We start from the raw sequence: 25,172 nt of genomic DNA, 5'->3' as shown, positions 1-25,172 counted from the left end.
TGGGCGGGGCCTGACTTGATCCTAGCATCCGGCGCGCGGGCCATATCAGGCCTTCCACCGGGCCGCCCCAAGGTAAGCCCGAGCCCCCTCGGGGGGCAGCGAATACACAAAGTGTTGCGCGTGGGGGCGTTTCATCTCAGTCCAGGGTCTTGCGGTAGCGCTTGAGCGCCACCAGGCCGGCCACCGCCAGGAAGGCCAGCATCGGCCAGAGCTCGGACCACAGCTGCGTCGCCTGACTGCCCTTGAGCATGATGCCGCGCACGATGCGCAGGAAATGCGTCAGCGGCAGCAGTTCGCCCAGCCCCTGCGCCCAGCGCGGCATGCCGCGGAAGGGGAACATGAAGCCCGAGAGCAGGATGCTGGGCAGGAAGAAGAAGAAAGTCATCTGCATCGCCTGCAGCTGGTTGCGCGCCAGCGTGGAGAAGGTGAAGCCCACGCCCAGGTTGGCCAGGATGAAAACGCCGATCATGGCCATGAGCAGCGTGAGGCTGCCCACCATGGGCACGTCGAACAGCAGCCAGGCCGCCCCCACGATCACGCCCAGCTGGATGTAGCCGACCAGCACATAGGGCAGGATCTTGCCCAGCATCACCTCCGACGGGCGGACCGGCGTCGCGAGCAGGTTTTCCATGGTGCCGCGCTCGCGCTCGCGCGTCATGGCCAGGGAGGTCAGCATCACCATGGTCATGGTGAGGATGGTGCCGATCAGGCCCGGCACGATGTTGTAGCGGGACAGCCCCTCGGGGTTGTAGCGCCGGTGCACGATCACCTCGTAGGGCGCCTGCCCGGGATCGAGCGGGCGCAGCGGGCCCCTCAGGTCGTGCCGCAGGGCCTGCGCGGCCACCGCATCGAGCGCCGCGATCGCGTTGCCCGAGGCCGAAGGGTCGGTGGCGTCCGCCGACACCAGCAGGGCCGGCTTCTCGCCGCGCACCACGCGGCGGCTGAAGTCGCTCGGGATCACCACCATGAACTGAACCTGGCCGGTCTCGATCAGCGCTTCGGCCCGGGCCTGGCTCTGCCCCTGGTGCGTGACGCGGAAATAGCCGGTGTTCTGCAGCGCGGCCACGATGCTGCGCGACAGCGGCCCGCTGTCGGCGGCGACCACGGCCGTGGGCAGGCCCTTGGGGTCGGTGTTGATGGCATAGCCGAACAGCACCAGTTGCAGGACCGGCACGCCCACGGCCATGCCGAAGGTCAGGCGCTCGCGCAGCATCTGCTGGAACTCCTTGATGAAGACCGCCAGCACGCGGCGCAGCGAAAAGTCCATCATGCGCGCCCCGCGCCGGTGCCGGCAAAGGGGTCTGGCGTGCGCGCGATCAGGCTGATGAACACGTCCTCCAGGTTCGCCCGCGCCGGCTGCACCTGCAATTGCGGCCGCGCGCGCAGGTCCTCCAGCGCCGCGTCCAGCAGGGCCGGGTCCTGCCCTGCCACGTGCACCGCGTTGCCGAACGCCGCCACGCTGAGCACGCCGGGTGCCGCCTTGAGCGGCTCCACCAGGGCCTCCATCCCCTCCCCCTGCACCGACCAGACATGCAGGCCCGACTGCTCGATGATCTCGCGCTCGGTGCCGCGCGCCAGCACCCTGCCGTAGGCGATGTAGACCAGCTCATGGCAGCGCTCGGCCTCGTCCATGTAGTGGGTGGAGACCAGCACCGTGATGCCGCGCGCCGCCAGGCGGTGGATCTCGTCCCAGAACTCGCGCCTGGCCTTGGGGTCCACCCCCGCGGTGGGCTCGTCGAGCAGCAGCAGGCGCGGCTCGTGGATCAGACAGGCGGCCAGCGCCAGCCGCTGCTTCCAGCCGCCCGACAGCGTGCCGGCCAGCTGCCGCTGGCGCTCGACCAGCCCCAGGCGCTCCAGCGCCTGCGCCACCGCCGCGCGGCGGTCCGGCAGCTGGAACAGGCGGGCCACGAAGTCCAGGTTTTCGCGGATCGACAGGTCTTCATAGAGGCCGAACCTCTGCGTCATGTAGCCGACCTGCCGCTTGATCGCCGCCGCATCGCGCAGGATGTCCAGCCCCAGGCAACGGCCCTGCCCCGCATCGGGCGTCAGCAGGCCGCACAGCATGCGGATGGTGGTGGTCTTGCCGCTGCCGTTCGGGCCCAGGAAGCCGCAGATGCGGCCGGCCCCGACCTGCAGGCGCAGGTCGTCCACCACGCTGCGCCCGCCATAGCGCTTGGTCAGTCCGGTGACGTCGATGGCCAGCTCGCTCATGGTGCGCGCCCTCCGCGCTGGGACCGCACATCCAGCGGCTGCCCCGGGTGCAGGCGCAGGGCCTCCTGCGGCAGCGGACGCGCCTCGACCAGGAAGACCAGCTTGGCGCGTTGCGCATTCGAATAGATCACGGGCGGCGTGTATTCGGCCTGCGTCGCGATGTGGCTGACGCGCGCGGCGATCGGCGCGCCGCAGCCGTCGCAGTGCAGCCAAACGGCCTGCCCGAGGGCCAGCGCGCCCAGCTCGGCCTCGGGCACGAAGAAGCGCGCCTTGACATGGCCGGGCGGCAGCAGGGCCAGCACCGGCTGGCCGGGCGGCACATATTCCCCTTGGCGAAAGAAGACGTCTTCCACCCGCGCGTCGGCGGGCGCCGTCTGCCGCTTCTGCAGCTCTTTCCACTCGCTTTGGCGCAGCGCCTGCCAGGCCGCCTCCACCTGCGCCTGCGCGGCGGCGCGCTCGTCGGCGCGCGCGGGCAGCCGCGCCACGCGCAAGGCGGCCATGAGTTCGTCCACGCGCGCCTGGCTTTGCGCCACCGCCGCGCGCGCGTCGTCGATGCGGGCAGGCGAGACGAAGCCCTGTGCCAGCAATTGCTGCTGGCGCGCCAGCTCGCTGCGCGCCAGCTCGGCCTGGGCCCGGGCCTGGGCCAGCTGGGCGGAGGTCACGGCGACCTCGTCCTCGCGACGCCCCTTGCCGGCGTTGGCGGCCTGCGCGCGGGCCTGGGCCAGGCGCGCATCCGCCTCCTCGCTGGCGGCGCGCTCGGCCTCGGCTTCCAGTGCGAACAGCAGCTCGCCGCGCCTGACTTCCTGTCCCGCCTGCACCCTGAGCGTCGCCAATGTGCCGCCCAGCGGCGCGGCCACATGGATGTAGTCGCCCTCCGCATAGCCGGACCAGCCGGCCGGCGGCTTGTCGCCGCAGGCCGGCAGCAGGGCCACGAGCAGGCTGGCCAGCAGAACACGATGGCGCATGCGCAGTCGATCGATCATGGACTCCCGGCTGGTTGGGATGTCTGGGCCAGGCGCCCGGCGCCAGGGCCGTGTGATTCAATAAGCGCTCAAGGGGCGGGTTTCATGATATTGCATCCATCCCCGACCAGCCAGCCTCAAGTGCGCCCCGGGACAGAGCCATGGACCAACTCCGCCAGATCGAAGCCTTCGTCGCCGTGGTGCAGGCCGGCAGCTACGTGAAAGCCGCCGAGCGGCTGGCGCTGTCCAAGGCCGTGGTGTCGCGCCTGGTGCTGGAACTCGAGGCCCGGCTGGCCACCCGGCTGCTCAACCGCACGACGCGCAGGCTTTCGCTGACCGACACGGGCGCGGCGTATTTCGAGCGCTGCCGCCAGCTGCTGGACGACCTGGCCGAGGCCAACGCCGCTGCCAGCGCGACCACGGCCAGCGCGCGCGGCAGGCTCAAGCTCAACGCCCCGCTGAGCTTCGGCAACCTGCATCTGGCGCCGCTGTGGGGCGAGTTCCTGAAGCTGCACCCTCAGGTGGAGCTCGACATCACGCTGAGCGACCGCGTGGTCGACCTGGTGGAGGAAGGCTTCGACCTCGCAGTACGCATCTCGCGTGCCGGCCGTCTGCCCAGCAGCACGTTGGTGGCGCGCCCGCTGGCCAGCGACCGCATCGTGCTGTGCGCCTCACCAGCCTACCTGCGCGACGCGCCGCCGATCGGGCAGCCGCAGGACCTGACCCAGCACCGCGTGATGGCCTATTCCTGGTGGTCGGGCGGCGATGTCTGGACCTTCAGCGACGCCGAAGGCCGCAGCGCCAGCGTGACCACGCAGCCGCGTCTGCGCACCAACAGCGGCGACACTTGCCGCGCGGCCGCACTGGCCGATCAGGGCGTGATCTACCAACCGGCCTTCCTGGTGGGCGCCGACCTGCGCGCCGGGCGCCTGGTGGAAATCCTGCCGCAGTGGCAAGGCCCTCGGCTGGACATCCAGGCGCTCTACCCCAGCCGCAGCCACCTCTCGGCCAAGGTGCGGGCCATGGTGGACTTCCTGGTGCAGGCCTTCCAGCAACCGGGCTGGCGCTGAATCGGAATGCCGGCCGCCCGGCTCACTTGGCTGAGCCGGGCCGCTTGAGCATCTTGTTGACCTCGTCGAGGTGCATCTCTTCCTTGACGATCATCTGGCGCGCGTACTCCTCGAGCAGCACCGAATGGCCCTGCGCGATCTTCAGCAGCGCGTAGTAGGCGTCGAGCGCCTTCTGCTCGTGCTCCAGGCTCTCGCGCAGGATGTCGCCGATGTCGTGCTTGGCGGTCTCGATCAGTTCACCTATCTTCAGCGAGGGATGGCCGCCCAGCGAGGTCACCAGCTCACCGGCTTGGTGGGCGTGGACCAGGCCCTCCTCGGCATTGGCCTTGAACCAGGACACGATCGGGATCCGGGTATAGCCGAACACCATCAGCGAGTAGTGCGTGTAGCGCACCACGCCGGCCAGTTCCAGTTCGAGGATGCGGTTGAGCGTATCGATCGCGGTTTTCTTCGTGCTTTCGTCCATGGTGGGTCTCCTCGTGCGGGTCTGAGGTCTGGACGCAACGTGCCGCCGGGCGGCGCCGGTTCCTCTGGATGTATAGCAGATGGGCCCCGCCATTACCAGAAACCGGGACGAGCAGTACATGGTCGACCGGCCAGGTTTCAGGAAGGGGACTTGCGCGGCGCTCTCAAGACTTTGGGCGACTGAAGGAACAGCTCGGCGCAGAGGCCGCGCAACCAGCGATTGCCTGCGTCGTGGTGGTAGCGCGCGTGCCAATACTGCTTGACCGTGAACGACGGGATCTTGAGCGGACAGGGCAGCACGCGCAGGCCGGCCGACTGTGCCAGGGTCTCGCCGATGTGGCGCGGCAGCGTGGCCACCAGGTCGCTGGTGGACAGGATGGCCGACAGGCCGAGGAAGCCCGGCAGTTCGAGCAGCACCCGGCGCTCCACGCCCTGGGCCTTGAGGGCGCCGTCCAGCAACTGGTAGCCGGTGCCCGAGACGATGCCCACATGGGCCTCGGCCGAGTAGTCCTTGAGCGTGAAGCGTTGGGCTATGCGCGGATGGCGCGCATTGGCCAGGCAGATCCAGTCCTGGCCATAGAGAGTCTGCTGGTAGAAGCCCGCCTCCAGTCCCGGCACCAGGCCCAGTGCCAGGTCACCCTCGCCCGACTGCAGCGCCGGCACCATGCGCGCATCGATGGCCGCCGCCTCCAGCCGCACCAGTGGCGCCAGCGCGCGCACATGGGCGAACAGGCGCGGCAGCAGCGTGATATGGCTGGCGTCGGTCATGAAGATGCGGAATTCGCGCCGCGCCGTGGCCGGATCGAAGCGCGCCTCGGTCTCTGACAGGCGGCGCAGGCCCTGCAGCACCTCGCGCACGGTCGCGATCAGCGCATCGGCGCGCGGCGTCGGCTGCATGCCCTCCGGCGTGCGCACGAACAGCGGGTCGCCGAGTTGCCGGCGCAGCCGTGCCAGCCAGATGCTGACCGTGGGCTGGCTCTGCCCCAGGCGCTCTGCCGCGCGCGTCACGCTGCGCGTGCCGTAGAGCAGGTCCAGCAGGCGCAGCAGCTTGACGTCCAGGTAGGCGGCATCGCCGCTGTCGGCTTCGGTCATGGGTCTCAACATTTAAAAATGCAATGAAAGCTATTTTAAGCACTGAATTTACAACATGTACCACGCTGCCTACGATCGCGCCCTGATGCAGTTGCTGCCGCCCCGCAGGGCTGAAACCGCCGACGAGGCAAGGAGAATATGTTGAAGATCTGTGTTCTGGGCGCAGGCGCCCTGGGCTGCGCCATCGGCGGCGTGCTGACCGAGGCCGGCCACGAGGTCTGGCTGGTCAACCGCGGCCGCGCCCATGTGGACGCGATGCGCGCGCAAGGCCTGACCCTGCGCGAGGCCGGCGTGGACCGTGTGGTCAAGGTGCATGCCAGCACCGACTGCGGCGAGATCGCCGCCGCCAGCGGCGCCATGGACCTGGTCATCGTACTGGTCAAGTCCTTCCATACCCGCGAGGCGATCGCGGCCGCGCGCCCCATCGTCGGCGCGCACACGACGGTGCTGTCGCTGCAGAACGGCCTGGGCCACGAAGACATCCTGGCCGAGGCGGTAGGCCGGGACAAGGTGCTGGCCGGCAAGACCTACACCGGCGGCGTGATGCTGGGCCCGGGCCACATCATCGCTGGCACCCAGGGCAAGGAGACCCACATCGGCGAACTCGACGGCAGCCTGAGCGAACGCGTGGTCCGCATCGCCGAGGCCTTCAATGGCGCCGGTCTGATCACCGAGGTGAGCCGCAACATCATGGGCACCATGTGGGACAAGCTGCTGGTCAACGTGGCCACCGGCGCCCTGAGCGCGGTCACCCGCCTGCCCTACGGCGAGCTGTACCAGGTGCCCGAGGTCGAGGCCTGCGCGATCGCGGCCGTGGCCGAGGCCATGGCGGTGGCGAAGGCCGGCGGCATCGCGCTGTCGGTGACCGACCCGCGCCAGCCCTGGGTCAAGGCCGCGGAGGGCCTGCCCCAAGAGTTCAAGGCCTCCATGCTGCAAAGCCTGGAAAAGGGCTCGGCGACCGAGATCGACTACGTCAACGGCTCGGTGGTGCGCTGGGGCGAGCGCCATGGCGTGGCCACGCCCATCAACCAGACCCTGGTGGCCTGCGTCAAGGGCGTGGAACGCGCCCTGCCCCGTTGATCAACCCGACAACCTGAGAAACATCCATGGCCTACACCAAGCGATCCTACGTCGAGCATGTCGCGGTCCGCGTCAAGGACATCCACTGGCATATCCGATTCTTCCGCGAGGTGCTGGGCATGACCGTGCGCCAGACCGACGGCCCCGCCGACAACCCCGCCCAGTACTGGAGCGTGGGCGGCATGCAGCTGATCGCCGACCCCGGCTTCGAAGGCCCGGAAGGCCGCCTGGCCCACCTGGGCATCATGGTCGAGGACCTGGAGCAGGCCTTGAGCGAGGCCCAGGCCTTCGGCGTGACCGAGATGCCCCAGGGCCGCAACTGGCTGCGCCTGCCCGACGGCCTGGCCGTGGAACTCATGCAGGCCAGCGGCAACGCCGTGGCCGAGACCCTGGCCGTGAACCCGCGGGCCTGAGCCACCATTCACAGAGAAAGCAACATGCTCCGTACGAACATCCAGTTCCAGACCCCCGAGCGCTACTGGGACGACGCCCGCGAAGGCGACAGCTGCACCAGTCTGACCTACGCCGTCACCAAGGAGCGCATCCTGGCCTACGCCGACCTGACCGGCGACCACACCCCCGTGCACGTGGACGAGGCCTATGCCAACGCCAGCCACTTCGGCGCACTGGTGGCGCATGGCCTGTTCGGCCTGTCCATCGCCGACGGCCTCAAGACCCAGTGCGAATACCGCTTCCTGCCCGGCATGTCGCTGGGCTGGACCTGGGACTTCCTGCTGCCGATCAAGGTCGGCGACGTGCTGCATGTGGCGTTCCGCGTGGGCAGCATGCGCCCCTCCAACAGCAAGCCGGGCTGGGGCATCGTGGTGCTGCCGTCCGAACTGATCAACCAGCGTGGCGAGGTGGTGCAGAAGGGCGAGCACCGGCTGATGATCCCCCGCCGCCCCGGCACGTACTAAGCAAGGACCCGCCATGAGCCAAGCACTCCCTCTCGCGGGCATCCGCGTCATCGACTACAGCCACTTCCTGGCCGGCCCCTACGTGGGCCGCTGCCTGGCGGCCCTGGGCGCCGAGGTCATCAAGGTGGAGCGCCCCACCACCGGCGACGCCGGGCGCCAGCACGCCTGGTTCATAGGCAACCACAGCGGCTACTTCCTGCAGCAGAACATGGGCAAGAAGGGCCTGTGCGTCAACATCAAGGACCCGCGCGGCCGCGAGTTGCTGCAAAAGCTGGTGGACAGCGCCGACGTGTTCGTCGAGAACTACCGCCCCGGCGCGCTGGACAAGCTGGGCCTGGGCTACGAGGCGCTGGCCGGGCGCAACCCGGGCCTGGTCTACTGCTCGATCTCGGCCTATGGCCATACCGGCCCCGATGCCCACCGCGCCGGCTTCGGCCTGATCGCCGAGGCCAAGAGCGGCATCATGCAGATGGTGGGCACGCCGGGCGAGGCGCCGCCGCTGCTGCGCATCTCGCTGGGCGACATGTACACCGGCATCCACGCCGTGGCGGCCATCAACGCGGCCCTGCTGGGCCGCGTCAAGTCCGGCAAGGGCCAGCACATCGACCTGGCGCTGTACGACACCCTGGTGTCCATGCACGAGTACGCGGTGCAGTGCTACACGCTCTCCGGCGACAAGGAGCTGCCGGTGCAGACCGGCCACGACATGCCCCAGTCCACGCTCTACGGCGTGTTCCGCGCCCAGGACGGCGACCTCGTCATCGCGGCACAGGTGGACGACGCCTGGAAGCGCTTTGCGGCGCTGGTCGAGCAGACCGGCGGCCCGGCCGGCTTCGGCGCCGACCAGCGCTTTCACAGCGCGGCCGGCCGCAATGCCCACCGGCTCGAGATCCTGCCCGTCGTCAAGGCCTGGGTGGCGCAGCGCCGGGTGGCCGAGGTGCTCGAAGCCCTGGACGCCATCGACCTGCCCGCTGCCCGCGTGCAGCGCATCGACGAGGTGCTGGCCGACCCGCAGATCCAGGCCCGCGGCATGGTGATCGAGCAGAACCACCCGGCGCTGGGCAAGATCCGCCTGCCCAACCTGCCCTTCCATTTTTCGGGCTGCGACACCACCGTCACCCAGGTGGCGCCGGACCTGGGCCAGCACAACGCCGAGATTGCAGCCAGCCTCGGTTTCAGCGACGATGCGATCGCGGCCATGCAGGCCGACGGTGTGCTCTACAACGACTGAATCCGGGGAGACGCACGTGACCGACAACTACGCCGTCATCGGCAACCCGATCTCGCACAGCAAGTCGCCGCTGATCCACGGCATGTTCGCCCTGGCTACCGGGCAGGACATGGCCTATCAAGCCATCGAGGGCCCGCTGGGTCAGTTTGCTGCCACGGCGGACGCCTTCCGCGCCGCCGGCGGCCGCGGCCTCAATGTCACGGCACCGTTCAAGCTCGACGCATTTGCCTACGCGACCGACCTGTCCGAGCGTGCCCGCCTGGCCGGCGCGGTGAACGCCATGAAGTTCGAGGGCGAGCGCGTGCTTGCCGAGAACTTCGACGGCGTGGGCCTGGTACGCGACGTGGTGCACAACCTGGGCTGCCCGCTCCAGGCCAAGCGCGTGCTGCTCCTGGGCGCCGGCGGCGCGGCGCGCGGCACGCTGCTGCCTTTCCTGGCCGAGAGGCCCGCGCAGCTCGTGATTGCCAACCGCACGGCCGACAGGGCCCAGGCGCTGGCGGCTGAAGTGGCCGGCCAGGGCCCGGTGAGCGCGGGCGGCTACGCCGAGCTGACCGGCCAGGCCTTCGACCTGGTGTTCAACGCCACCTCGGCCAGCCTGCGCGCCGAGCTGCCTCCGGTGCCGGCCACCGTGTTCGCACCGGGCGCCCGGGCCTATGAGCTGGCCTACGGCAAGGGCCTGACCCCCTTCCTGCGCCTGGCGCGCAACGCCGGGGCGCAGCGGCTGGCCGATGGCGTCGGCATGCTGGCCGAGCAGGCTGCCGAGGCCTTCGCCTGGTGGCGCGGCCGGCGCCCCGACACGCGCGCCGTGATCGACCGGCTCACGGTGCCGCTTGCCTGACCTGCACTGCCCGTTCGGGGTTTGATGATGCGTACTCTGCCTCTATACTGCGAGAATGAACGAACCAGTACATTCTGCGCGTCCCGCCGCGCGCAGGAACAAGCCGGCGGGCAAGGAGACCACGCGCACCAACGACCCGGCCCGCACCATGGCGGGCATCCTCGAGGTGGCGACGGTCGAGTTCGGGGAGAAGGGCCTGGCGGGGGCGCGCATCGACGAGATCGCGGCCGCCACCCAGACCAGCAAGCGCATGATCTATTACTACTTCGGCAGCAAGGAGGGCCTGTACCTGGCCGTGCTGGAGGAGTCGTACCGGCGCATGCGCACGATCGAGTCCGCCCTGCGCCTGGAGGACCTGGAGCCCGAACAGGCGCTGCGCACCCTGGTCGGCTTCACCTTCGACCACCATCAGCGCAACGAGAACTACATCCGTCTGGTCATGTCGGAGAACATGCAGCGCGGCCAGTACCTGGCGCAAAGCACGATCATCCAGGACCTCAACGTGCCGGCCATCCAGGGCATACGCGACCTCTACGAGCGCGGCATTGCCAGCGGCGTGTTCCGCGCCGGGCTGGACCCGATCGACATCCACGCCTCGATCTCGGCGCTGACCTTCTTCAACGTCTCGAACCGGCATACCTTCGGCCTGATCTTCAAGCGCGACACCCAGACGCCCGCGGCGCTCGCCGCCCGGCGCGAAAGCGTGATCGACATGGTGGTGCGCTACGTGCGCGCCCCCTGACCTCCCGTTTGCACCAGCGAGTCGCGCCCGCCCCGGGGCGGGGCCTAGGGTTTTCACTTACTTTAAAAACTAACTAGTTCGTACAAAATCACGGGCAAAGGAGACCTTCATGGTTAGAAACCTGATCGACCATTCTTGCCGGCTGCTGTCCGGCCTGATCGCAGCCAGCCTGGCCCTCATGGTGGTGCTGGTGTTCGGCAACGTGGTGCTGCGCTACGGCTTCAACTCCGGCATCACCGTCTCGGAGGAGTTGTCGCGCTGGCTGTTCGTCTGGATGACCTTCATGGGCGCCGTGGTCGCCCTGCGGGACCGCGACCACCTGGGCACCGACATGCTGATCGGCAAGCTGGGTCCCGCCGGCAAGAAGTTCTGCCTGTTCCTGACCTACCTGCTGATGCTGGGCTGCTGCGCCCTGCTGTTCAAGGGCTCCTGGGACCAGGCCGTCATCAACTGGACCAGCACCAGCGCGGTGATGGAAGTCTCCATGAGCTGGGTCTACTTCCCCGGCATCCTGTTCGCCGTGCTGGGCGGCCTGATCCTGCTGGCCGACCTGCTGGACCTGGTCACCGGGCGTCTGAAGGACGACGAGCTGACCATGATCCAGGAATCCGAAGAATCCCCCCATGCCGGAACCGGCGAAGCGCACTGAACCGACTCGAGGTTGACATGACGATTGCCGTATTCCTCTCTTCCCTGATCGGCGCCATGGCGCTGGGCGTGCCCATCGCCTTCTCGCTGCTGCTGTGCGGCGTGGCCCTGATGTGGCACATGAACATGTTCGACGCCCAGATCCTGGCGCAGAACCTGATGGAAGGCGCCAACAGCTTCCCGCTGCTGGCCGTGCCCTTCTTCATGCTGGCGGGCGAGATCATGAACGCGGGCGGCCTGTCCCGCCGCATCGTGAACTTCGCCATGGCCCTGGTCGGCCACATCAAGGGCGGCCTGGGCTATGTGACCATCATGGCCGCCGTGATCATGGCCGCGCTGTCGGGCTCGGCCGTGGCCGACGCCGCCGCCCTGGCCTCGCTGCTGCTGCCCATGATGGTGGCCGCGGGCCACGACAAGGCGCGCTCGGCCGGCCTGATCGCCTCGGCCGGCATCATCGCGCCGGTGATTCCGCCCTCCATCGGCTTCGTGATCTTCGGCGTGGCCGGCAACGTCTCGATCTCCAAGCTGTTCCTGGCCGGCATCTTCCCCGGCCTGCTGCTGGGCGTGTCGCTGTGGGTCACCTGGTGGTGGCTGGCGCGCCGCGAAGTGGTCGAAGTGCCGCCGCGCAAGTCCATGGCCGAGATCATGGTGGCCCTGCGCCAGGCCACCTGGGCCCTGGTGCTGCCGCTGATCGTGGTGTTCGGCCTCAAGTTCGGACTGTTCACCCCGACCGAGGCCGCCGTGGTGGCCGCCGTCTACGCCCTCCTGATCTCCACCCTGGTCTACCGCGAGCTCAACTTCAAGTCGCTGGTGCCGCTGTTCGTGGCCTCGGCCAAGACCAGCGCGGTGGTGATGTTCCTGGTCGCCGCCGCCATGGTCTCGGCCTGGTTGATCACGGTCGCCAACCTGCCCGAGCAGCTGATCGCCCTGCTGCAACCCCTGCTGGACAGCCCCAGGCTGCTGATGCTCACCATCATGGTGATCACCATGGTGGTCGGCACGGCGCTGGACATGACGCCGACCATCCTGCTGCTGACCCCGGTGCTGATGCCGGTGGTCAAGGCCGCCGGCATCGACCCGGTCTACTTCGGCGTGCTGTTCATCATCAACAACGCCATCGGCCTGATCACGCCGCCGGTGGGCACGGTGCTCAACGCCGTGGCCGGCGTCGGCAAGGTCAGCATGGACGAGGTGACCCGCGGCGTGCTGCCCTTCATGGTGGCCCAGTTCGTGATCATGTTCGCCATGGTCGCGTTCCCGCAGCTGGTCATGGTGCCCGCGCGCTGGTTCTATTGATGTTTTCCCTTCCGCGGCCTGTCCGGGTACGCCTGGCCGCGGAGCCCTTTCCTCGCGTACGTCCGATTCGATACCTTCTGGAGACACGCACATGAAACGTCTGTTCGTCAAAACCCTTGTGGCCGCCGTGGCCCTGGCCGCCTTCGGCGTGGCCCAGGCGCAGGACAAGACCATCAAGTTCGCCACGCAGAACCCCAAGGGCCACCCGATCGTGATGGGCATGGAGAAGTTCAAGGAAATCGTCGAGGCCAAGTCGGGCGGCAAGATCAAGGTCAACCTGTTCCCGGGCGGCACGCTGGGCAGCGACCAGGCCAACGTCTCGGCCCTGCAGGGCGGCACGCTGGAGATGGTGTCCCTGAACTCGGGCATCCTGGCCAGCCAGGTCAAGGAGTTCGCGATCTACGACTTCCCCTTCATGTTCACCAACACCAAGGAAGCCGACGCCGCGGTGGACGGCCCCTTCGGCCAGAAGCTGCATGCCAAGCTGCAGGACAAGGGCATGGTCGGCCTGGCCTACTACGAGCTGGGCTTTCGCAACATCACCAACAGCAAGCGCCCCATCACCAAGGTGGAAGACGTCGAGGGCCTGAAGCTGCGCGTGATCCCCAACCCGATCAACGTGGACTGGGTCAAGACCCTGGGCGCCAACCCCACGCCCCTGCCCTTCCCCGAGGTCTACGCGGCGCTGGAGCAGAAGGCGATCGACGGCCAGGAAAACCCGGTCACCGTGATCAACGCCAACAAGCTCTACGAGGTGCAGAAGCACATCGTGCTGAGCAACCACCAGTACAACCCGCAGTCGGTGCTGATCAGCAAGAAGTTCTGGGACGGCCTGAGCGCCGACCAGAAGAAGATCGTCGGCGACGCGGCCAAGGAATCGGCCAAGTACCAGCGTGAGCAGGCGCGCGGCCAGGTCGCCTCGGCCCTGGACAACCTCAAGAAGAACGGCATGCAAGTGACCGAATTCTCGGCCGCCGATGTCGCCAAGCTGCGCGACAAGATGCGTCCGGTGACCGCCAAGTACGCGGTCTCGGTGGGCCAGGAAACGGTGCAGGAACTGCAGGCCGAACTGGCCAAGGTGCGCAAGTAAGTCACCCACCACCCGCCGCGGCCGGCCCGCGCGGGTGGTTCCGTCCTCCTCGTCAGAACACGCCCTCCGCCCCCTCCATGAGCAAGACCCGCATCGCCGTCGCCGGCGCCGGCTACATCGGCCAGGCCCACATGCTTGTGGCGCAGAACAGCCCCGGCTGCACCCTGTCCGCCATCGTCGACCCCTCGCCCGCGGCGGCGGCCGTGGCCGCCCAGGCCGGCGTGCCGCTGTACGCCTCCATCGACGAGCTGCTGGCCAAGGACCGCCCCGACGGCCTGGTCCTGGCCACGCCCAACCAGCTGCATGTGCCCCAGGCCCTGGAATGCATCGCGGCCGGCCTGCCCATCCTGCTGGAAAAGCCCATCGCCACCACCGTGGCCGAAGGCGAGCAGTTGCTCGAGCGGGTCGAGGAGACCGGCGCCAGGGTGCTGATCGGCCACCACCGGGCCCACAGCCCCATCATGGCCAAGGCCAGGCAGGTGGTCGACTCGGGCCAGCTCGGCCGCCTGGTCGCGGTGATGGGCAGCGCCACCTTCCTCAAACCCGACCACTACTACGCCGACGCGCCCTGGCGGCGCGAGATCGGCGGCGGCCCCGTCCTGCTCAACATGATCCACGAGGTGCACAACCTGCGCATGCTGTGCGGCGAGATTGCCGCCGTGCAGGCCTTCGCCTCGAATGCCACGCGCGGCTTCCCGGTGGAGGACACGGTGGCGATCAACCTGCGCTTCGCCAGCGGCGTGCTCGGCAGCTTCATGCTGTCCGACACCGCGGCCTGCCCGCGCAGCTGGGAGCAGACCAGCCAGGAAAACAAGGCCTACCCGAGCTACGCCGACGAGGACTGCTACGTCATTGCCGGCACCAACGGCAGCCTGTCGGTGCCGACCATGCGCATCAAGACCTACCCGCGCGCCGAAGACCGCTCCTGGTGGAAGGAGTTCGAGGTCGGCGTGGTCGGCATGGTGCGCGACGACCCGCTCAAGCACCAGATCGAGCATTTCGGCGCCGTGGTGCGCGGCGAGGCCGCCCCACTGGTCAGCGCGCGCGACGGCCTGCAGAACCTGCGCGTCACCGAGGCGATCGCCGAGGCCGCACGCAGCGGCCAGGTCGTACAGTTGGCCTCCCTTTGACTCTTGAACAAGGAATCGACATGAAAGTCCTCACGCTGCACGGCGTCAACCTCAACATGTTCGGCAAGCGCGATCCCAAGCAGTACGGCACGATCACGCTGGACCAGATCAACGACCAGCTGGCGGCGCTGGGCAAGGAACTGGGCGTCGAGGTCGAGTGCTTCCAGACCAACCACGAAGGCGAGATGTGCGAGCGCATCCACCGCGCCCATGTCGAGCAGGTGGACGCGGTGCTGATCAACGCCGGCGCCTGGACCCACTACAGCTACGGCATCCGTGACGCACTGGCCATCCTGGGCTGCCCCATCATCGAGGTGCACATGTCCAACATCCACGCGCGCGAGCCCTTCCGCCATCTCTCGGTGATCGCCGAGATCGCCCTGGGCCAGATCGCCGGCTTCGGCGTCGACAGCTACCTGCTCGGGCTGCGCGCCGCGGTCAAGCACGCACAGGCCCGCCAGGCCTGATCACCCAACGAATCCAGCGAGTTGTCCATGCGTCGAGGCATCGCCACCGTCTCCCTTTCCGGAATGCTGCGCGAGAAGCTGCAGGCCGCGGCCGCGGCGCGCTTCGATGGCGTGGAGATCTTCGAGAACGACCTGCTGCAGTTCCCGGGCTCGCCGCGCGAGGTGCGCAGCCTCTGCGAGGACCTGGGCCTGGCGATCGACATGTTCCAGCCCTTCCGCGACTTCGACGCCGCCACGCCGGCCCAGCTCGCGCGCAACCTGGAGCGTGCCGAGCGCAAGTTCGACCTGATGCAGGAGCTGGGCACCTCGCTGATCCTGGTCTGCTCCAACGTGCAACCCGACGCGCCGGCCGACCCGGACCAGCTCGCCGAGCAGTTCAGCCAGCTGGCCGAGGCCGCCGGGCGGCGCGGCATGTACGTCGCCTACGAGGCGCTGGCCTGGGGCAGCCAGGTCAAGCTGTTCTCCCAGGCCTGGGAGGTGGTGCGCCGCGTGGACCACCCGCACCTGGGCCTGGCGCTGGACAGCTTTCACACCCTGTCGCTGCGCGACGACCCGGCGCCCATCGCCCGGCTGCCCGGCGAAAAGATCTTCTTTGTGCAGCTGGCCGACGCGCCCTGGGTCGCCACCGACGTGCTGAGCCACAGCCGCCATTACCGCTGCTTTCCCGGCCAGGGCGAATTCGAGATGGCGAAGTTCACCCGCGCCGTGCTCGACGCGGGCTACACCGGCCCGCTCTCGCTCGAAGTTTTCAACGACGAGTTTCGTGCCGCCCCGGCGCGCGCCAACGCCGTCGACGCCATGCGCTCGCTGCTGTGGCTGGAGGAGCAGGTGCGTCAGCAGCGCCCCCAGGACGCGCCGCCCTACAAGGTGCCGCTGTTCGACCCTCCCCCCGTGCCGCCGCTCGGCGGCTGGTCCTTCATCGAGTTCGCGGTCGACCCGGCCGCCGCCCAGCGCCTGGCCGCCTGGCTCCAGACCCTGGGCTTCCGGCGCATCGGCCGCCACCGCTCGAAGAACGTCGACCTGTACGGCCAGGGCGAGGTGCGCATCGTGCTCAACCTCGAGGAAGACTCGTTCGCGCGCAGCCACTTCGAACTGCATGGCACCTCGGTCTGCGCGCTGGCGCTGGCCACCGACGACCCGGCCGGCGCGCTCACCCGCGCCGAAGCCCTGCTGTGCCCGCGCGTGGCCGGCCGCATAGCCCCCCAGGAGCTCAGCATCCCGGCGGTGCACGCCCCGGACGGCAGCCAGCTCTATTTCTGCGGCAGGCCCCAGGCGGGCCGCCACCCCTTCGAGGCCGACTTCGTGATCGACGAAGCCGCCCTGCCCGGCAGCGCGCTGGGCGACGCCGCCCGGATCGACCATCTGGTGCAGGCCGTGCCGGCCGGCCAGGTCGAGCCCTGGGTGCTGTTCCACCGCGCCGTGCTGGGCCTGCTGCCGCAGCGCAACGTGGTACTGCACGATCCCTACGGCGTGATCAAGAGCCGCGAGATCGAGTCGGCCGACGGCGCCGTGCGCGTGTCGGTCACCGTGTCCGAGCGCGACAACACCTCGGTCTCGCGCGCCGTGTCCAGCTTCCGCGGCGCCGGCGTGCAGCAGATCGCCCTGGCCGTGACCGACCTGGTCGCCACCGCGCGCACCCTCAAGGCGCTCGGTGCGCCCCTGCTGCCGGTACCGGCCAACTACTACGACGACCTGGCCGCCAAGTACGACATCGAACCGGCGCTGCTGGCCGCGATGCGCGAGCTCGGCATCCTCTACGACCGCGAGCCCTCGGGCGCCGAGCTGCTGCAGCTCTACACCGCGCCCTTCGACGAGCGCTTCCACTTCGAGCTGCTCGAGCGCCGCGGCGGCTACACGGGCTACGGCGCGCCCAACGCGCCGCTGCGGCTGGCCGCGATGGCGCTGTGGCGCGAGCGCCAGGCGCGCTGAGCGCCCTCGCCCTTTTTTCAGGACCCACACACATGATCAACGGCAACACCGAACTGATTGCCCACATCGGCTACCCGACGCATGCCTTCAAGGCGCCGATGATCTACAACCCCTACTTCGACCACATCGGCGTCAACGCGCGCGTCATGCCCATGGGCTGCAAGGCCGAGGACTACCCCGGCTTCCTGCGCGCGGTGTTCAAGCTGACCAACATCCGCGGCGCGCTGATCACCATGCCGCACAAGGTCAGCACGGTCGGCATGCTCGATGAGGCCTCGCCCACCGTGCAAATCGCCGGCTCGTGCAACGCCGTACGCCGCGCCGGGGACGGCCGCCTGGTGGGCGACATGTTCGATGGCGAGGGCTTCGTGCGCGGCATCCGGCGCAAAGGCCTGGACCTCGCGGGCAAGCGCGTGCTGGTGGTGGGCAGCGGCGGCGTGGGATCGGCCATCGCGGCCTCGCTGGCCGCAGCCGGCATCGCCGCCATCAGCCTGTTCGACGTGAACACGGCCTCGGCCCAGGCCCTGGGCGAGCGCCTGCGCCAGCATTACCCCCAGCTCGAGGTCCGCACCGGCTCGAACGACCCGGCCGGCCACGACCTGGTGGTCAACGCCACGCCCATGGGCATGAACGAGGGCGATCCCCTGCCCATGGACGTCTCGCGCATCGCGCCGACCAGCTTCGTCGGCGAGGTGGTCATGAAGTCGGAAATGACGGCCTTCCTCAGCGCTGCCCAGGCACGGGGCTGCACGGTGCAGATCGGCTCGGACATGCTGTTCGAGCAGATCCCGGCCTACCTCGAGTTCTTCGGCTACCCGACGACCACGCCCGAGGTGCTGCGCTCGCTGGCCCAGATCAGCTACTGAGGCTTTCAAGGTCTTGCCCCGTGCCCGACAGGGGACATATCGGTACGGAAGAGCGTCTGAGGTTGCCGCAGGTCGAAATGGGCGCTTGCCTCCTCGTCGCTTTCAGTCGTGTCAGATGACCTCGTTCATAGGCGGAGCTCAAGTAATGCTTGCCGCATGACTCCCGCATCGGCGTCCATCCCGGTCCAGTGCTTGACACCGATCACTCCTTGACTGACCAACATCCCGAGCCCATCGGCCACCCGGCACCCTCGGTCCTTGGCTGCACGCAGCAGGTTGGTCAAGGGCGGGTTGTGGATACCGTCAGCGACAACCATGTGTGACAGCAGAGTGTCCAAGTCGATGTCGGGTGTCTCGTTGACGTGAGGGTACAGGCCGACTGACGTGGCATGGACGACCAGGCTTGTGTCCGCCGGGATGCGGAAGGCGTCCACCCAAGGTACGTAGGTCGCGACTGCAGGTGTGTGTCGAACCAGCAGGTCGGCCAGTTCTTCGCCTCGCTCCCGCCCTCTGTTGACGATGCAGATATGCGCAGCACCTGCCAGTGCCAGCTCAACCGCCACGGCCCGTGCAGCACCGCCGGCGCCAAAGATCACCGCCGTCTTGCCAGTGGGATCGTCGACTTCGCGCAGGGCCCGGACAAAGCCCTGGCCATCGGTGTTCTCTCCGATCAGTTCATCGCCGCGCCGTACTACGGTGTTGACTGCACCGATGATGCGGGCGGAGGCGCCCAGCCCGTCGAGGTGTTCGATGACAGCGACCTTGTGAGGGATTGAACAGTTGAAGCCGCGCCAGCCCATCGCCCGCGCGCCGCGCACTGCATCCCCCAGCTTGTCGGGATGGACCTCACAATTGACATAGCGCCAGTTGAGTCCAAGCTGGCGGTACGCAGCCTCGATCATTACGATCGTGGGGTTCTCGGCCGCGGGCATCGCGAACGAGCCAGTGATGGGGTATAGGAAGTCGTGAGCCATGGTCAATCACTTTCTTGAAGTCAGTAGGAAAAAGGGCGCCACCACGTCGTCAGCCTCTGGTCCATTCGGTGGCGAGCCGGTCGCCGACTCGCAGGGCCTGCGCAGCAACGGTGAGTGCGGGGTTCAACGCCGCAGATGACGGGAAGAAACTCGCATCGACTACATGCAGGTTCTGGTGGTCGTAGGAGCGGCACCAGGGGTCCAGCGCCGCATGCGCCGGATCGAGTCCCATGCGGACCGTGCCACACTGGTGTGATGGTGTCTCGATGCCAAACGGGTGAGCCAGTACGGTGGGTGTTAGCGAGACCCTCCGTGTGGTGGCCGTCGGCGGAACGCTGCAACAGCAGCGCAGACTGGATGGCGCCAGCGCTCAACACGAACTGAGGCGCACGTATCCTGAAGGTTTCGCCGTGGCGAGATACCTCGACGCCGACGATTTGGTGTCCCCGATCGTCCGTGATCAGTCGCAAGGCTCGGGTCTCAGTCCACAGGTTTACGTTTGGATGAGCCAGTGCGGGCGAAAGCAGACGAGTCTCGCTATCTCCTTTGGCACCGTAGCGGCAAGCGAACGCATCACAAGTGCCGCAGCGCACGCACCGGCCACCAGGGTGCAGGTCCACCGCAGAAGGCATGTGGAATGGGTGCAGGCCCATGCCCGCAAGTTTGTCTGCCAATTTGCCGATCACCGGCTCGTGCGGGATAGGCGGATGCGGATAGTCGCTCGATCGCCAGGGCTCCGTAGGGTCGTCTCCGGCGCGGCCGTGCACCCCGAAGAGGCGCTCGGCGAGGCCGTACCAGGGCTCAAGTTCCGAGTAAGAGAAGGGCCACGCCGGCGAAACGCCATCCGCAAGTTCGGTGGCCTCAAAATCACGTTCGCGGAACCGGAACATCGCGGTGCCGAAGAACTTCGTGTGTCCACCGACAAAGTAGAACTGACCGGGCATGAAGCGCTTGCCGGTCTCCTTCTGCCACTCGTCGCGAGCTCGGTACCTCCGCTGCACAAAGACGGCCTCGGCATCGGCGTTCTGAGGCTCGATGGGCAGACGCGGGCCACGCTCTAGGATCAAAACCTGCGCTCCTGTTCTTGCCAACTGAAGCGCGACAGCGCTGCCGCCAACACCCGAGCCGACGATGACAACGTCGGGGTTTTTCATTGCGATGTACCACCGCTGCAGAGCGGCGGGGTCGTGTTCGATGCCATGGTCTTCCTTTGCGCTGTCTCTCAATGTCCAGCGGCGCTATCTTGGCCCGGCTTGCCTGCCATCGGTTTCACCGTCACCGCATGCTCTTGTAGGATTGCCGCATTCTGATTACAGTCCAATGCGGACAGAAGCATGGTTGATGCGTCCCTGGCTAGAGACTGTCGTGATGCCCACAGATCGCTCGTGGCTGCTTTTCGACCGCCAGTTACCGGACTTCCCGTTCAATTGGCATTACCACCCCGAGTTTGAGCTGACGCTGACTCTCAACAGCGAGGGCATGCGCTTCGTCGGCGATCACATTGAAAGCTACGGCGATGGCGACCTCGTCTTGGTTGGGCCGAATTTGCCACATGCCTGGCCAAGAGCGCGATCAGCCCGGTAGGAAACCCACGCGAACGCATGCGCCTTTCGCAGGTGCTGGACTGGCTCAATGGGCACTACACGGAGACGGTGCACGTCGAACATTTGGCTGCGCTGGCTCATGTCAGCACCAGCCAGCTCCAGCGGTTGTTCAAGCGCAGCACACGAATGTCGATCAGCGCCTATGTGACGCAAAGGCGCATCGGCCATGCCTGCGCGCTGCTAACGCAGAGTGTTCTCACGGTGGCGCAGGTCGGCGAGCGGGTCGGCTACCACGAGCCTGCTTACTTCACGCGTCAGTTCAGCGCAGCGAAAGGCTGCACGCCCAGCGACTATCGGCGGATGTTCAGGGTGGCCAAGCGCTGATGTACCTATGGCCATCAGGTTGGGGACGCGGGCACCGCCTGCCGCAGCGCAGGGCGCAACGCCTGCGAAGCGGGCTTGCACGTACCGAACAGAACGCAGAGCAAGACCTTGAAAGGGGTGGCTCTCAGGGCGCGCCCGCCAAGACCGCCGCCAGCGCCGCATCGAAGGCCTGGGCCGCCTCGAACTGCACCCAGTGCCCGGCACCGGGAATCAGCGTGAGGCCGCGGAAATCGGGCGCGGCTTGCTGGTACGCGGCCTCGAGCTGCTCGATCCGGCCCCGGTACAGCGCGTCGTGCACGCCATAGATCGCGTGCACCGGACAGGCCACGCGGGCCAGTGACCGGGCCAGGACATCGGTCTGCGAGAGGCGGCGGCGCGGCATGCGGTCGCGCAACACGTTGGTGATGTGGATCTCCAGCACCAGGCCATCGATCAGCGAGGCATCGTGCAGCATCAGCACGGCCAGGTTGTGGCGGTGAATCTCGGCCTGCGCCGCGGCACTGGGCAGATGGCGCCAGCCCTTGAGCTCGAACGGCCGGCCCGGCACCACGCCCATGGCCGGCGCGCCCACCAGCACCAGCCGGCGCGCCAATTTCGGCTGCTCGGCCAGCAGCATGCCTGCCGTCAAGCCGCCGAAGGAAAAGCCGATCAGATCCACGGCCTGCCCCGGCAGCAGGGCGCGCAGGCCCTGGGCCAGGGGCTCGAGCAGCGCATCGGCATCGCCGCCGGCCGGCGGCAGGGCCGAGTCGCCGAAGCCCGGCAGGTCGGGCACCAGCACCTGGCGCCCGGCCGCCACCAGCGGCAGGATGTTGTGCACCCAATGCGTCCAGCTGCCGCTGCCGCCGTGGAACAGCACCACGGGCGCCTCCCGGCCCGGCTCGCCCCAGGCATGCCAGACCAGATCGCCGCCGCCGCAGGGCGTGGTCAGGCGGCGCGCGTCGGCCAGCTGTTGGCGCTGCTCCAGCGCCAAGAAAGCGGGCAAGGCAATGTTCGACATGGAATCCCTGAGAATGTTCGTGCAAGCGGTCGGCCGCCTGCGGGCAGTGGATGATTTTAGGGTCCGAGCCCCGGCGTGAGCAGGCTCAGCCGGCCAGCGCCTGGCGCAGCGACTGCGCACGTGCCCTGGCCTGCTGGGCCGCCTGCTCGGCCAGCTCGGGGGCGAACCAGGTCTGCGCCGTCTCTGGCCCCACGCCGGCACGCACGCCGTCGAGGTTGGCGCGCATGCGCGCCGCATCGACTCTGAGGCCTGGCAAGGCCCTGGCCAGCGCCCGCGCGCTGCCATGGGCCGACATCAGCAGCTGCGGCCATTCGGCCAGCTCGGCCTGCCACAGGCCCAGGGCGCGCTCGTGTTCCTGCGGCATCGCCGCGAGCAGGGCCGCGACACGCTGAGGCGCGCGCTGCGCGGCCGCCAGCGCCACCATGGCCGCCACGGGATTGCGCTTGTGCGGCATGGACGAGGAGCCGCCGCGCCCAGGCTCCTGCGGCTCCATCACCTCGCCCACCTCGTGCTGGCCCAAGAGGGCGATGTCCTTGGCGATCTTGCCCAGGCTGCCGGTCAGGATGCCGAGCTCGCAGCCCAGGGCCACCCATTCGTCGCGCTGCGTGTGCCAAGCGGCATCGGGCACGGCCAGGCCCAGCTCGCGCGCCATCAGCGCGGCCACCTCTGGGCCGCGGCCCCGCATCTCGGCCAGCGTGCCCACGCTGCCGCCCAGCTGCAGCTGCAGCGCCTGGCGCGCCCGCTCGCGCAAGCGCTGGCGGCTGCGCACAAGCGGCGCGGCCCAGCCTGTGCATTTGAGGCCCAGGCTGGTGACCGAGGCCGGCTGCATCAGGGTGCGCGCCAGCATGGGCGTGGCCGCGTGGCGTTCGGCCAGCGCGAGCAGGGCCTGGATGGACTGGCCCAGGTCGCGCTCGATCAGCTGCAGCGCCTCGCGCGTCATCAGCGCCATGGCCGTGTCGATCACGTCCTGGCTGGTGCTGCCGAAATGCACATGGGCCACGGCTTCGGCGTTGAACAGGCCCACCGTGTCCTTGAGCGTACGGATCAGGGGAATGGCCGCGCTGCCGGCACGCGCGCTCTCGCGCACGATCTTGGGCACGTCGAACAGCTCGACCTTGCAGGTGCCGATGATGGAGCTCGCCGAGCCTTCGGGGATCAGCCCCACGCTCGCCTGCGCCCGGGCCAGCGCCGCCTCGAAGCGCAGCATGGCCTCGACGAAGCGGCGGTCGCCAAACGCCTCCTGCGCCTCGGAGGTCGACAGGAAGCCCTCGAAGATGCTCATCATGGCGACTCGCCCCAGCTCACTGGCCCTGGCGTTTCCTCAGCCGGATCTGGTTGGGCAGCGGCACCGAGCGGCGCAGCACCTCCTCGCCCAGCCACAGCGAGGCGCGGCGCGCCCGCTGCGCGACCACAGGCAGCGGCATCTGCTGGTAGTCGTCGTTGAACACCTCGTAGCTGTAGTCGCCGCGGTAGCCCAGCCAGTGCAGCTTGCGCACCAGCTCGGCCAGGGCCTGGCTGTGCACGCCCTCGCCGGGGAAGACGCGGAAATGGCGGGCCGTGCTGATGCGCTCCTCGACCGAGCGGATCTCCTGCCACATGAAGTCGGCCAGCTGCACCAGGAAGATCTTTTCGGGATCGAGCAGCTCCAGGTCGTCGAGCGAGGACTGGGTGGCGAACATGTGGAAGGAGTCCAGGCCCAGGCCGAGATTGGGCACGTCGGCGCGGAACACCACGTCCCAGGCCGTGCTGAACTCGTTGACCGTGCGGCCCCAGGACAGGCCCTCGTAGGCCACCTTGATGCCCAGCGGGATCGCCAGCATGGCCAGCTTGCGCAGGTCCTTGGCAATCACATCGAGGTCCTGCGAGGCGTGCTGCGAGGTCGACGAGCAGACCAGCAGGATCCTGGAGCCGAGCGCGGCGCACATCTCGAGCATGGACTTGGCGATGTCCACCTTGTAGTCGTGCAGGTGCCCGGACAGGCCCTCGAAGTCGCGCAGCACCTGGAAGCCCGTCACGCGCAGGCCGCTGGCGCGCACCGCGCGCACGGCGGCCTCCAGTCCCTCGGGATGGCCCACGACGTCGCGCGCCGACAGCATGATCTGGGTGAAGCCTGCCTCGCGCACGGCCTTGAGCTTGGCCTCCAAAGGCCCGGCCAGCGAGATGGTGTCCATCCCGAAGTCGTCGACGTTGCCCTGCAGATGTTGGTTCATGGGGCCTCAGCGCACGTCGTGGACCAGCTCGAACGACACGCTGCCCATGCTGTTGAGCGTGAGCGCGCCCTTGTCCTCGGAATGCACGCGGCCCGACTCGACGAAGCTCACGCCGCGCGTGCGCAACTCGGCCACGCTGCGCAGCACGTCGGGCGTGCCCAGGCCCACGCGCTGGAAGCGCTCGTTGTCCTCCACCTCGAGCACGCTGGGCTCGGGTTCGATCAGCTGCAGGTAGAAGGCCGACGAAGCCGGGCCGGGGCTGCGCAGGATGCGGCCCTTGGGCAGGATGCCGAAGCGCTGCTCGTCGGGCAGGGCCGTGAAACCGAACAGCTCGCCGTAGAAATCGGTCCAGTCCTCGGTGCGGTCGTTGCCTATGTACTGCACGATGCCGAAGAAATGCAGGCCGGTCAGCGCCGGCGGATGGGGATCCACGGTCGGGATGGGCGTGAAGTCCACGTCGTAGATCGAAAACTCCCTGTAGCGATCGACGAAGTAGATGCGGCTAGCCCCCGGTCCGTGCACGGCCGGAATATTGAGCTCCATCACCTCGACATGCACCGGCACGGCCCAGGCGCCGCGGTCCAGCGCCCGCTTGTAGGCCGCCGCCGCGTCGCGCACGCGCAGCGCGATCGCAGCGATCTGGGGCTTCTCGTCCAACGCCACCGCTCCGCCCTCGACATGGGCGTTGACGATGACGTTGATGTCGCCCTGGCGGTACAGCAGGACCTCGCGCGAGCGGTGCCGCGCGATCGGGCGAAAGCCCATGGTTTCCAGGACCTGGCCCAGGGCCTGGGGCCGCGAGGTGGCGTACTCGATGAACTCGATGCCTTCCATGCCGAGCGGGTTCTCCCCCTCGGCAATCGATTCACGGTCGTTTTCCTGGCCTTGGCCCATGCTGTGTTCCCCTCTCAAACAGTTGCCTGCGCCGCCTGTGCCCCGCCCAGGAACAGCCGCTCGATGTGCGGGTCGGCCAGCAGCTCGGCCGCGGGCTTTTGCAGCACCAGGCGACCGGACTCCAGCGCGATCGCC

At 68.3% G+C, this 25,172-nt stretch carries 27 protein-coding genes and 2 pseudogenes; 16 read left to right on the top strand and 13 right to left on the bottom strand.

Features of this window, described 5'->3' with window-relative positions; genetic code table 11:
* Positions 1-136: 136 nt before the first annotated feature.
* From FFS10_RS13070 to FFS10_RS13060, 3 genes are read right to left on the bottom strand one after another with little or no spacing between them, the layout of a single operon-like run.
* On the bottom strand, positions 137-1,270 hold the full coding sequence (locus FFS10_RS13070; RefSeq protein WP_137894911.1) for an ABC transporter permease: 1,134 nt from the start codon (positions 1,268-1,270) through the stop codon (positions 137-139).
* Complete coding sequence (locus FFS10_RS13065; protein ID WP_137894910.1) at positions 1,267-2,211, bottom strand: ABC transporter ATP-binding protein; 945 nt, start codon at positions 2,209-2,211, stop codon at positions 1,267-1,269. The genes FFS10_RS13070 and FFS10_RS13065 overlap by 4 nt, the downstream gene beginning before the upstream one ends.
* Positions 2,208-3,194 carry an HlyD family secretion protein gene (locus FFS10_RS13060; protein WP_137894909.1) on the bottom strand — a complete coding sequence of 329 codons (987 nt, stop codon included), beginning with the start codon at positions 3,192-3,194 and terminating at the stop codon, positions 2,208-2,210. The genes FFS10_RS13065 and FFS10_RS13060 overlap by 4 nt, the downstream gene beginning before the upstream one ends.
* A 140-nt stretch (positions 3,195-3,334) precedes the next feature.
* Here FFS10_RS13060 and FFS10_RS13055 point away from each other — a divergent pair, with 140 nt between their 5' ends.
* Positions 3,335-4,243 carry a LysR family transcriptional regulator gene (locus FFS10_RS13055; protein WP_137894908.1) on the top strand — a complete coding sequence of 303 codons (909 nt, stop codon included), beginning with the start codon at positions 3,335-3,337 and terminating at the stop codon, positions 4,241-4,243.
* Positions 4,244-4,265: 22 nt separating this feature from the next.
* Here the strand turns inward: FFS10_RS13055 and FFS10_RS13050 are convergent, their stop codons facing one another.
* Together FFS10_RS13050 and FFS10_RS13045 are read right to left on the bottom strand one after the other, a co-directional pair.
* Positions 4,266-4,709: a ferritin-like domain-containing protein gene (locus FFS10_RS13050; protein ID WP_137894907.1), complete on the bottom strand. Its 444-nt coding sequence runs from the start codon at positions 4,707-4,709 to the stop codon at positions 4,266-4,268.
* Positions 4,710-4,846: 137 nt separating this feature from the next.
* On the bottom strand, positions 4,847-5,800 hold the full coding sequence (locus FFS10_RS13045; protein ID WP_137894906.1) for a LysR family transcriptional regulator: 954 nt from the start codon (positions 5,798-5,800) through the stop codon (positions 4,847-4,849).
* A 141-nt stretch (positions 5,801-5,941) separates the two neighbouring features.
* On the opposite strand from FFS10_RS13045, the gene FFS10_RS13040 reads away from it, so the two are divergent.
* The 13 genes from FFS10_RS13040 (at position 5,942) to FFS10_RS12980 (ending at position 18,034) form a co-directional block, all read left to right on the top strand.
* Positions 5,942-6,880 carry a ketopantoate reductase family protein gene (locus tag FFS10_RS13040; protein ID WP_137894942.1) on the top strand — a complete coding sequence of 313 codons (939 nt, stop codon included), beginning with the start codon at positions 5,942-5,944 and terminating at the stop codon, positions 6,878-6,880.
* A 26-nt stretch (positions 6,881-6,906) separates the two neighbouring features.
* Positions 6,907-7,293 (top strand): VOC family protein, encoded by a 387-nt coding sequence (locus FFS10_RS13035; RefSeq protein WP_137894905.1) that lies wholly within the window; start codon positions 6,907-6,909, stop codon positions 7,291-7,293.
* Between the two features lie 24 nt (positions 7,294-7,317).
* Complete coding sequence (locus tag FFS10_RS13030; protein WP_137894904.1) at positions 7,318-7,797, top strand: MaoC family dehydratase; 480 nt, start codon at positions 7,318-7,320, stop codon at positions 7,795-7,797.
* A gap of 13 nt (positions 7,798-7,810) precedes the next feature.
* On the top strand, positions 7,811-9,028 hold the full coding sequence (locus FFS10_RS13025; protein WP_137894903.1) for a CaiB/BaiF CoA transferase family protein: 1,218 nt from the start codon (positions 7,811-7,813) through the stop codon (positions 9,026-9,028).
* Between the two features lie 16 nt (positions 9,029-9,044).
* Positions 9,045-9,866 (top strand): shikimate dehydrogenase, encoded by an 822-nt coding sequence (aroE, locus tag FFS10_RS13020; protein ID WP_137894902.1) that lies wholly within the window; start codon positions 9,045-9,047, stop codon positions 9,864-9,866.
* Between the two features lie 55 nt (positions 9,867-9,921).
* Positions 9,922-10,608, top strand: coding sequence for a TetR/AcrR family transcriptional regulator (locus FFS10_RS13015; protein WP_137894901.1), 687 nt, complete (start codon positions 9,922-9,924; stop codon positions 10,606-10,608).
* A gap of 109 nt (positions 10,609-10,717) precedes the next feature.
* Positions 10,718-11,257, top strand: coding sequence for a TRAP transporter small permease (locus tag FFS10_RS13010; protein ID WP_137894900.1), 540 nt, complete (start codon positions 10,718-10,720; stop codon positions 11,255-11,257).
* A gap of 17 nt (positions 11,258-11,274) precedes the next feature.
* A complete protein-coding gene (locus FFS10_RS13005; protein ID WP_137894899.1) occupies positions 11,275-12,552 on the top strand; it encodes a TRAP transporter large permease subunit in 1,278 nt (425 codons plus the stop codon).
* 91 nt (positions 12,553-12,643) lie between these two features.
* Positions 12,644-13,642: a TRAP transporter substrate-binding protein gene (locus tag FFS10_RS13000; RefSeq protein WP_137894898.1), complete on the top strand. Its 999-nt coding sequence runs from the start codon at positions 12,644-12,646 to the stop codon at positions 13,640-13,642.
* Between the two features lie 77 nt (positions 13,643-13,719).
* A complete protein-coding gene (locus FFS10_RS12995; RefSeq protein ID WP_137894897.1) occupies positions 13,720-14,772 on the top strand; it encodes a Gfo/Idh/MocA family protein in 1,053 nt (350 codons plus the stop codon).
* A 20-nt stretch (positions 14,773-14,792) separates the two neighbouring features.
* Positions 14,793-15,239 (top strand): type II 3-dehydroquinate dehydratase, encoded by a 447-nt coding sequence (gene aroQ, locus FFS10_RS12990; protein WP_137894896.1) that lies wholly within the window; start codon positions 14,793-14,795, stop codon positions 15,237-15,239.
* Positions 15,240-15,266: 27 nt separating this feature from the next.
* The gene (locus FFS10_RS12985) at positions 15,267-17,168 is read left to right on the top strand and encodes a bifunctional sugar phosphate isomerase/epimerase/4-hydroxyphenylpyruvate dioxygenase family protein (RefSeq protein ID WP_137894895.1); all 1,902 of its coding nucleotides are present in this window, start codon (positions 15,267-15,269) and stop codon (positions 17,166-17,168) included.
* Between the two features lie 32 nt (positions 17,169-17,200).
* Entirely contained in the window at positions 17,201-18,034 is an 834-nt protein-coding gene (locus FFS10_RS12980) for a shikimate dehydrogenase family protein (RefSeq protein ID WP_137894894.1), read from the top strand.
* Between the two features lie 125 nt (positions 18,035-18,159).
* On the opposite strand, the gene aroE (FFS10_RS12975) is transcribed toward FFS10_RS12980, so the two are convergent.
* From aroE (FFS10_RS12975) to FFS10_RS12970, 3 genes and pseudogenes are all read right to left on the bottom strand, one after another.
* Entirely contained in the window at positions 18,160-19,008 is an 849-nt protein-coding gene (gene aroE / locus FFS10_RS12975) for a shikimate dehydrogenase (protein WP_137894893.1), read from the bottom strand.
* Positions 19,009-19,057: 49 nt separating this feature from the next.
* A complete protein-coding gene (locus FFS10_RS23525; protein ID WP_249931281.1) occupies positions 19,058-19,240 on the bottom strand; it encodes a GMC oxidoreductase in 183 nt (60 codons plus the stop codon).
* 136 nt (positions 19,241-19,376) lie between these two features.
* Positions 19,377-20,162, bottom strand: a pseudogene (locus FFS10_RS12970) (FAD-dependent oxidoreductase); the annotation flags it as partial.
* A gap of 214 nt (positions 20,163-20,376) precedes the next feature.
* Here FFS10_RS12970 and FFS10_RS23195 point away from each other — a divergent pair.
* On the top strand, positions 20,377-20,592 hold the full coding sequence (locus tag FFS10_RS23195) for a cupin domain-containing protein (RefSeq protein ID WP_212744130.1): 216 nt from the start codon (positions 20,377-20,379) through the stop codon (positions 20,590-20,592).
* A 17-nt stretch (positions 20,593-20,609) separates the two neighbouring features.
* Complete coding sequence (locus tag FFS10_RS23190) at positions 20,610-20,936, top strand: helix-turn-helix domain-containing protein (protein ID WP_212744129.1); 327 nt, start codon at positions 20,610-20,612, stop codon at positions 20,934-20,936.
* A gap of 124 nt (positions 20,937-21,060) precedes the next feature.
* On the opposite strand, the gene FFS10_RS12960 is transcribed toward FFS10_RS23190, so the two are convergent.
* The 5 genes and pseudogenes from FFS10_RS12960 to FFS10_RS23520 form a co-directional block, all read right to left on the bottom strand.
* On the bottom strand, positions 21,061-21,933 hold the full coding sequence (locus tag FFS10_RS12960; protein WP_137894892.1) for an alpha/beta fold hydrolase: 873 nt from the start codon (positions 21,931-21,933) through the stop codon (positions 21,061-21,063).
* A gap of 85 nt (positions 21,934-22,018) precedes the next feature.
* The gene (gene pcaB / locus FFS10_RS12955) at positions 22,019-23,215 is read right to left on the bottom strand and encodes a 3-carboxy-cis,cis-muconate cycloisomerase (RefSeq protein WP_137894941.1); all 1,197 of its coding nucleotides are present in this window, start codon (positions 23,213-23,215) and stop codon (positions 22,019-22,021) included.
* A 19-nt stretch (positions 23,216-23,234) separates the two neighbouring features.
* Positions 23,235-24,143 carry a sugar phosphate isomerase/epimerase family protein gene (locus FFS10_RS12950; RefSeq protein WP_137894891.1) on the bottom strand — a complete coding sequence of 303 codons (909 nt, stop codon included), beginning with the start codon at positions 24,141-24,143 and terminating at the stop codon, positions 23,235-23,237.
* 6 nt (positions 24,144-24,149) lie between these two features.
* Positions 24,150-25,037, bottom strand: a complete 888-nt coding sequence (locus FFS10_RS12945; RefSeq protein ID WP_137894890.1) for a VOC family protein — start codon at positions 25,035-25,037, stop codon at positions 24,150-24,152.
* A gap of 14 nt (positions 25,038-25,051) precedes the next feature.
* Positions 25,052-25,172: pseudogene (locus FFS10_RS23520) on the bottom strand (ABC transporter ATP-binding protein); the annotation flags it as partial.

The organism is Ramlibacter sp. 2FC (assembly GCF_005503345.1).
Lineage (GTDB): Bacteria > Pseudomonadota > Gammaproteobacteria > Burkholderiales > Burkholderiaceae_C > SCMQ01.
This window is presented reverse-complemented; position numbering and strand designations above follow the sequence as displayed.

Bases quoted from the DNA above. Each gene is read 5' to 3' on its own strand.
- FFS10_RS13010 (WP_137894900.1), top strand. From the start codon at position 10,718: ATGGTTAGAAACCTGATCGACCATTCTTGCCGGCTGCTGTCCGGCCTG.
- pcaB (WP_137894941.1), bottom strand. From the start codon at position 23,215: ATGAGCATCTTCGAGGGCTTCCTGTCGACCTCCGAGGCGCAGGAGGCG.
- FFS10_RS12980 (WP_137894894.1), top strand. From the start codon at position 17,201: ATGATCAACGGCAACACCGAACTGATTGCCCACATCGGCTACCCGACG.
- FFS10_RS13045 (WP_137894906.1), bottom strand. From the start codon at position 5,800: ATGACCGAAGCCGACAGCGGCGATGCCGCCTACCTGGACGTCAAGCTG.
- FFS10_RS12960 (WP_137894892.1), bottom strand. From the start codon at position 21,933: ATGTCGAACATTGCCTTGCCCGCTTTCTTGGCGCTGGAGCAGCGCCAA.
- FFS10_RS13065 (WP_137894910.1), bottom strand. From the start codon at position 2,211: ATGAGCGAGCTGGCCATCGACGTCACCGGACTGACCAAGCGCTATGGC.
- FFS10_RS12945 (WP_137894890.1), bottom strand. From the start codon at position 25,037: ATGGGCCAAGGCCAGGAAAACGACCGTGAATCGATTGCCGAGGGGGAG.
- FFS10_RS23195 (WP_212744130.1), top strand. From the start codon at position 20,377: ATGCCCACAGATCGCTCGTGGCTGCTTTTCGACCGCCAGTTACCGGAC.
- FFS10_RS13005 (WP_137894899.1), top strand. From the start codon at position 11,275: ATGACGATTGCCGTATTCCTCTCTTCCCTGATCGGCGCCATGGCGCTG.
- FFS10_RS13050 (WP_137894907.1), bottom strand. From the start codon at position 4,709: ATGGACGAAAGCACGAAGAAAACCGCGATCGATACGCTCAACCGCATC.
- FFS10_RS13000 (WP_137894898.1), top strand. From the start codon at position 12,644: ATGAAACGTCTGTTCGTCAAAACCCTTGTGGCCGCCGTGGCCCTGGCC.
- FFS10_RS13025 (WP_137894903.1), top strand. From the start codon at position 7,811: ATGAGCCAAGCACTCCCTCTCGCGGGCATCCGCGTCATCGACTACAGC.
- FFS10_RS13035 (WP_137894905.1), top strand. From the start codon at position 6,907: ATGGCCTACACCAAGCGATCCTACGTCGAGCATGTCGCGGTCCGCGTC.
- aroQ (WP_137894896.1), top strand. From the start codon at position 14,793: ATGAAAGTCCTCACGCTGCACGGCGTCAACCTCAACATGTTCGGCAAG.
- FFS10_RS13015 (WP_137894901.1), top strand. From the start codon at position 9,922: ATGAACGAACCAGTACATTCTGCGCGTCCCGCCGCGCGCAGGAACAAG.
- FFS10_RS12950 (WP_137894891.1), bottom strand. From the start codon at position 24,143: ATGAACCAACATCTGCAGGGCAACGTCGACGACTTCGGGATGGACACC.
- FFS10_RS13060 (WP_137894909.1), bottom strand. From the start codon at position 3,194: ATGATCGATCGACTGCGCATGCGCCATCGTGTTCTGCTGGCCAGCCTG.
- FFS10_RS12985 (WP_137894895.1), top strand. From the start codon at position 15,267: ATGCGTCGAGGCATCGCCACCGTCTCCCTTTCCGGAATGCTGCGCGAG.
- FFS10_RS23525 (WP_249931281.1), bottom strand. From the start codon at position 19,240: ATGGGACTCGATCCGGCGCATGCGGCGCTGGACCCCTGGTGCCGCTCC.
- FFS10_RS13070 (WP_137894911.1), bottom strand. From the start codon at position 1,270: ATGATGGACTTTTCGCTGCGCCGCGTGCTGGCGGTCTTCATCAAGGAG.
- FFS10_RS12995 (WP_137894897.1), top strand. From the start codon at position 13,720: ATGAGCAAGACCCGCATCGCCGTCGCCGGCGCCGGCTACATCGGCCAG.
- FFS10_RS13030 (WP_137894904.1), top strand. From the start codon at position 7,318: ATGCTCCGTACGAACATCCAGTTCCAGACCCCCGAGCGCTACTGGGAC.
- aroE (WP_137894893.1), bottom strand. From the start codon at position 19,008: ATGGCTCACGACTTCCTATACCCCATCACTGGCTCGTTCGCGATGCCC.
- FFS10_RS13055 (WP_137894908.1), top strand. From the start codon at position 3,335: ATGGACCAACTCCGCCAGATCGAAGCCTTCGTCGCCGTGGTGCAGGCC.
- FFS10_RS23190 (WP_212744129.1), top strand. From the start codon at position 20,610: ATGCGCCTTTCGCAGGTGCTGGACTGGCTCAATGGGCACTACACGGAG.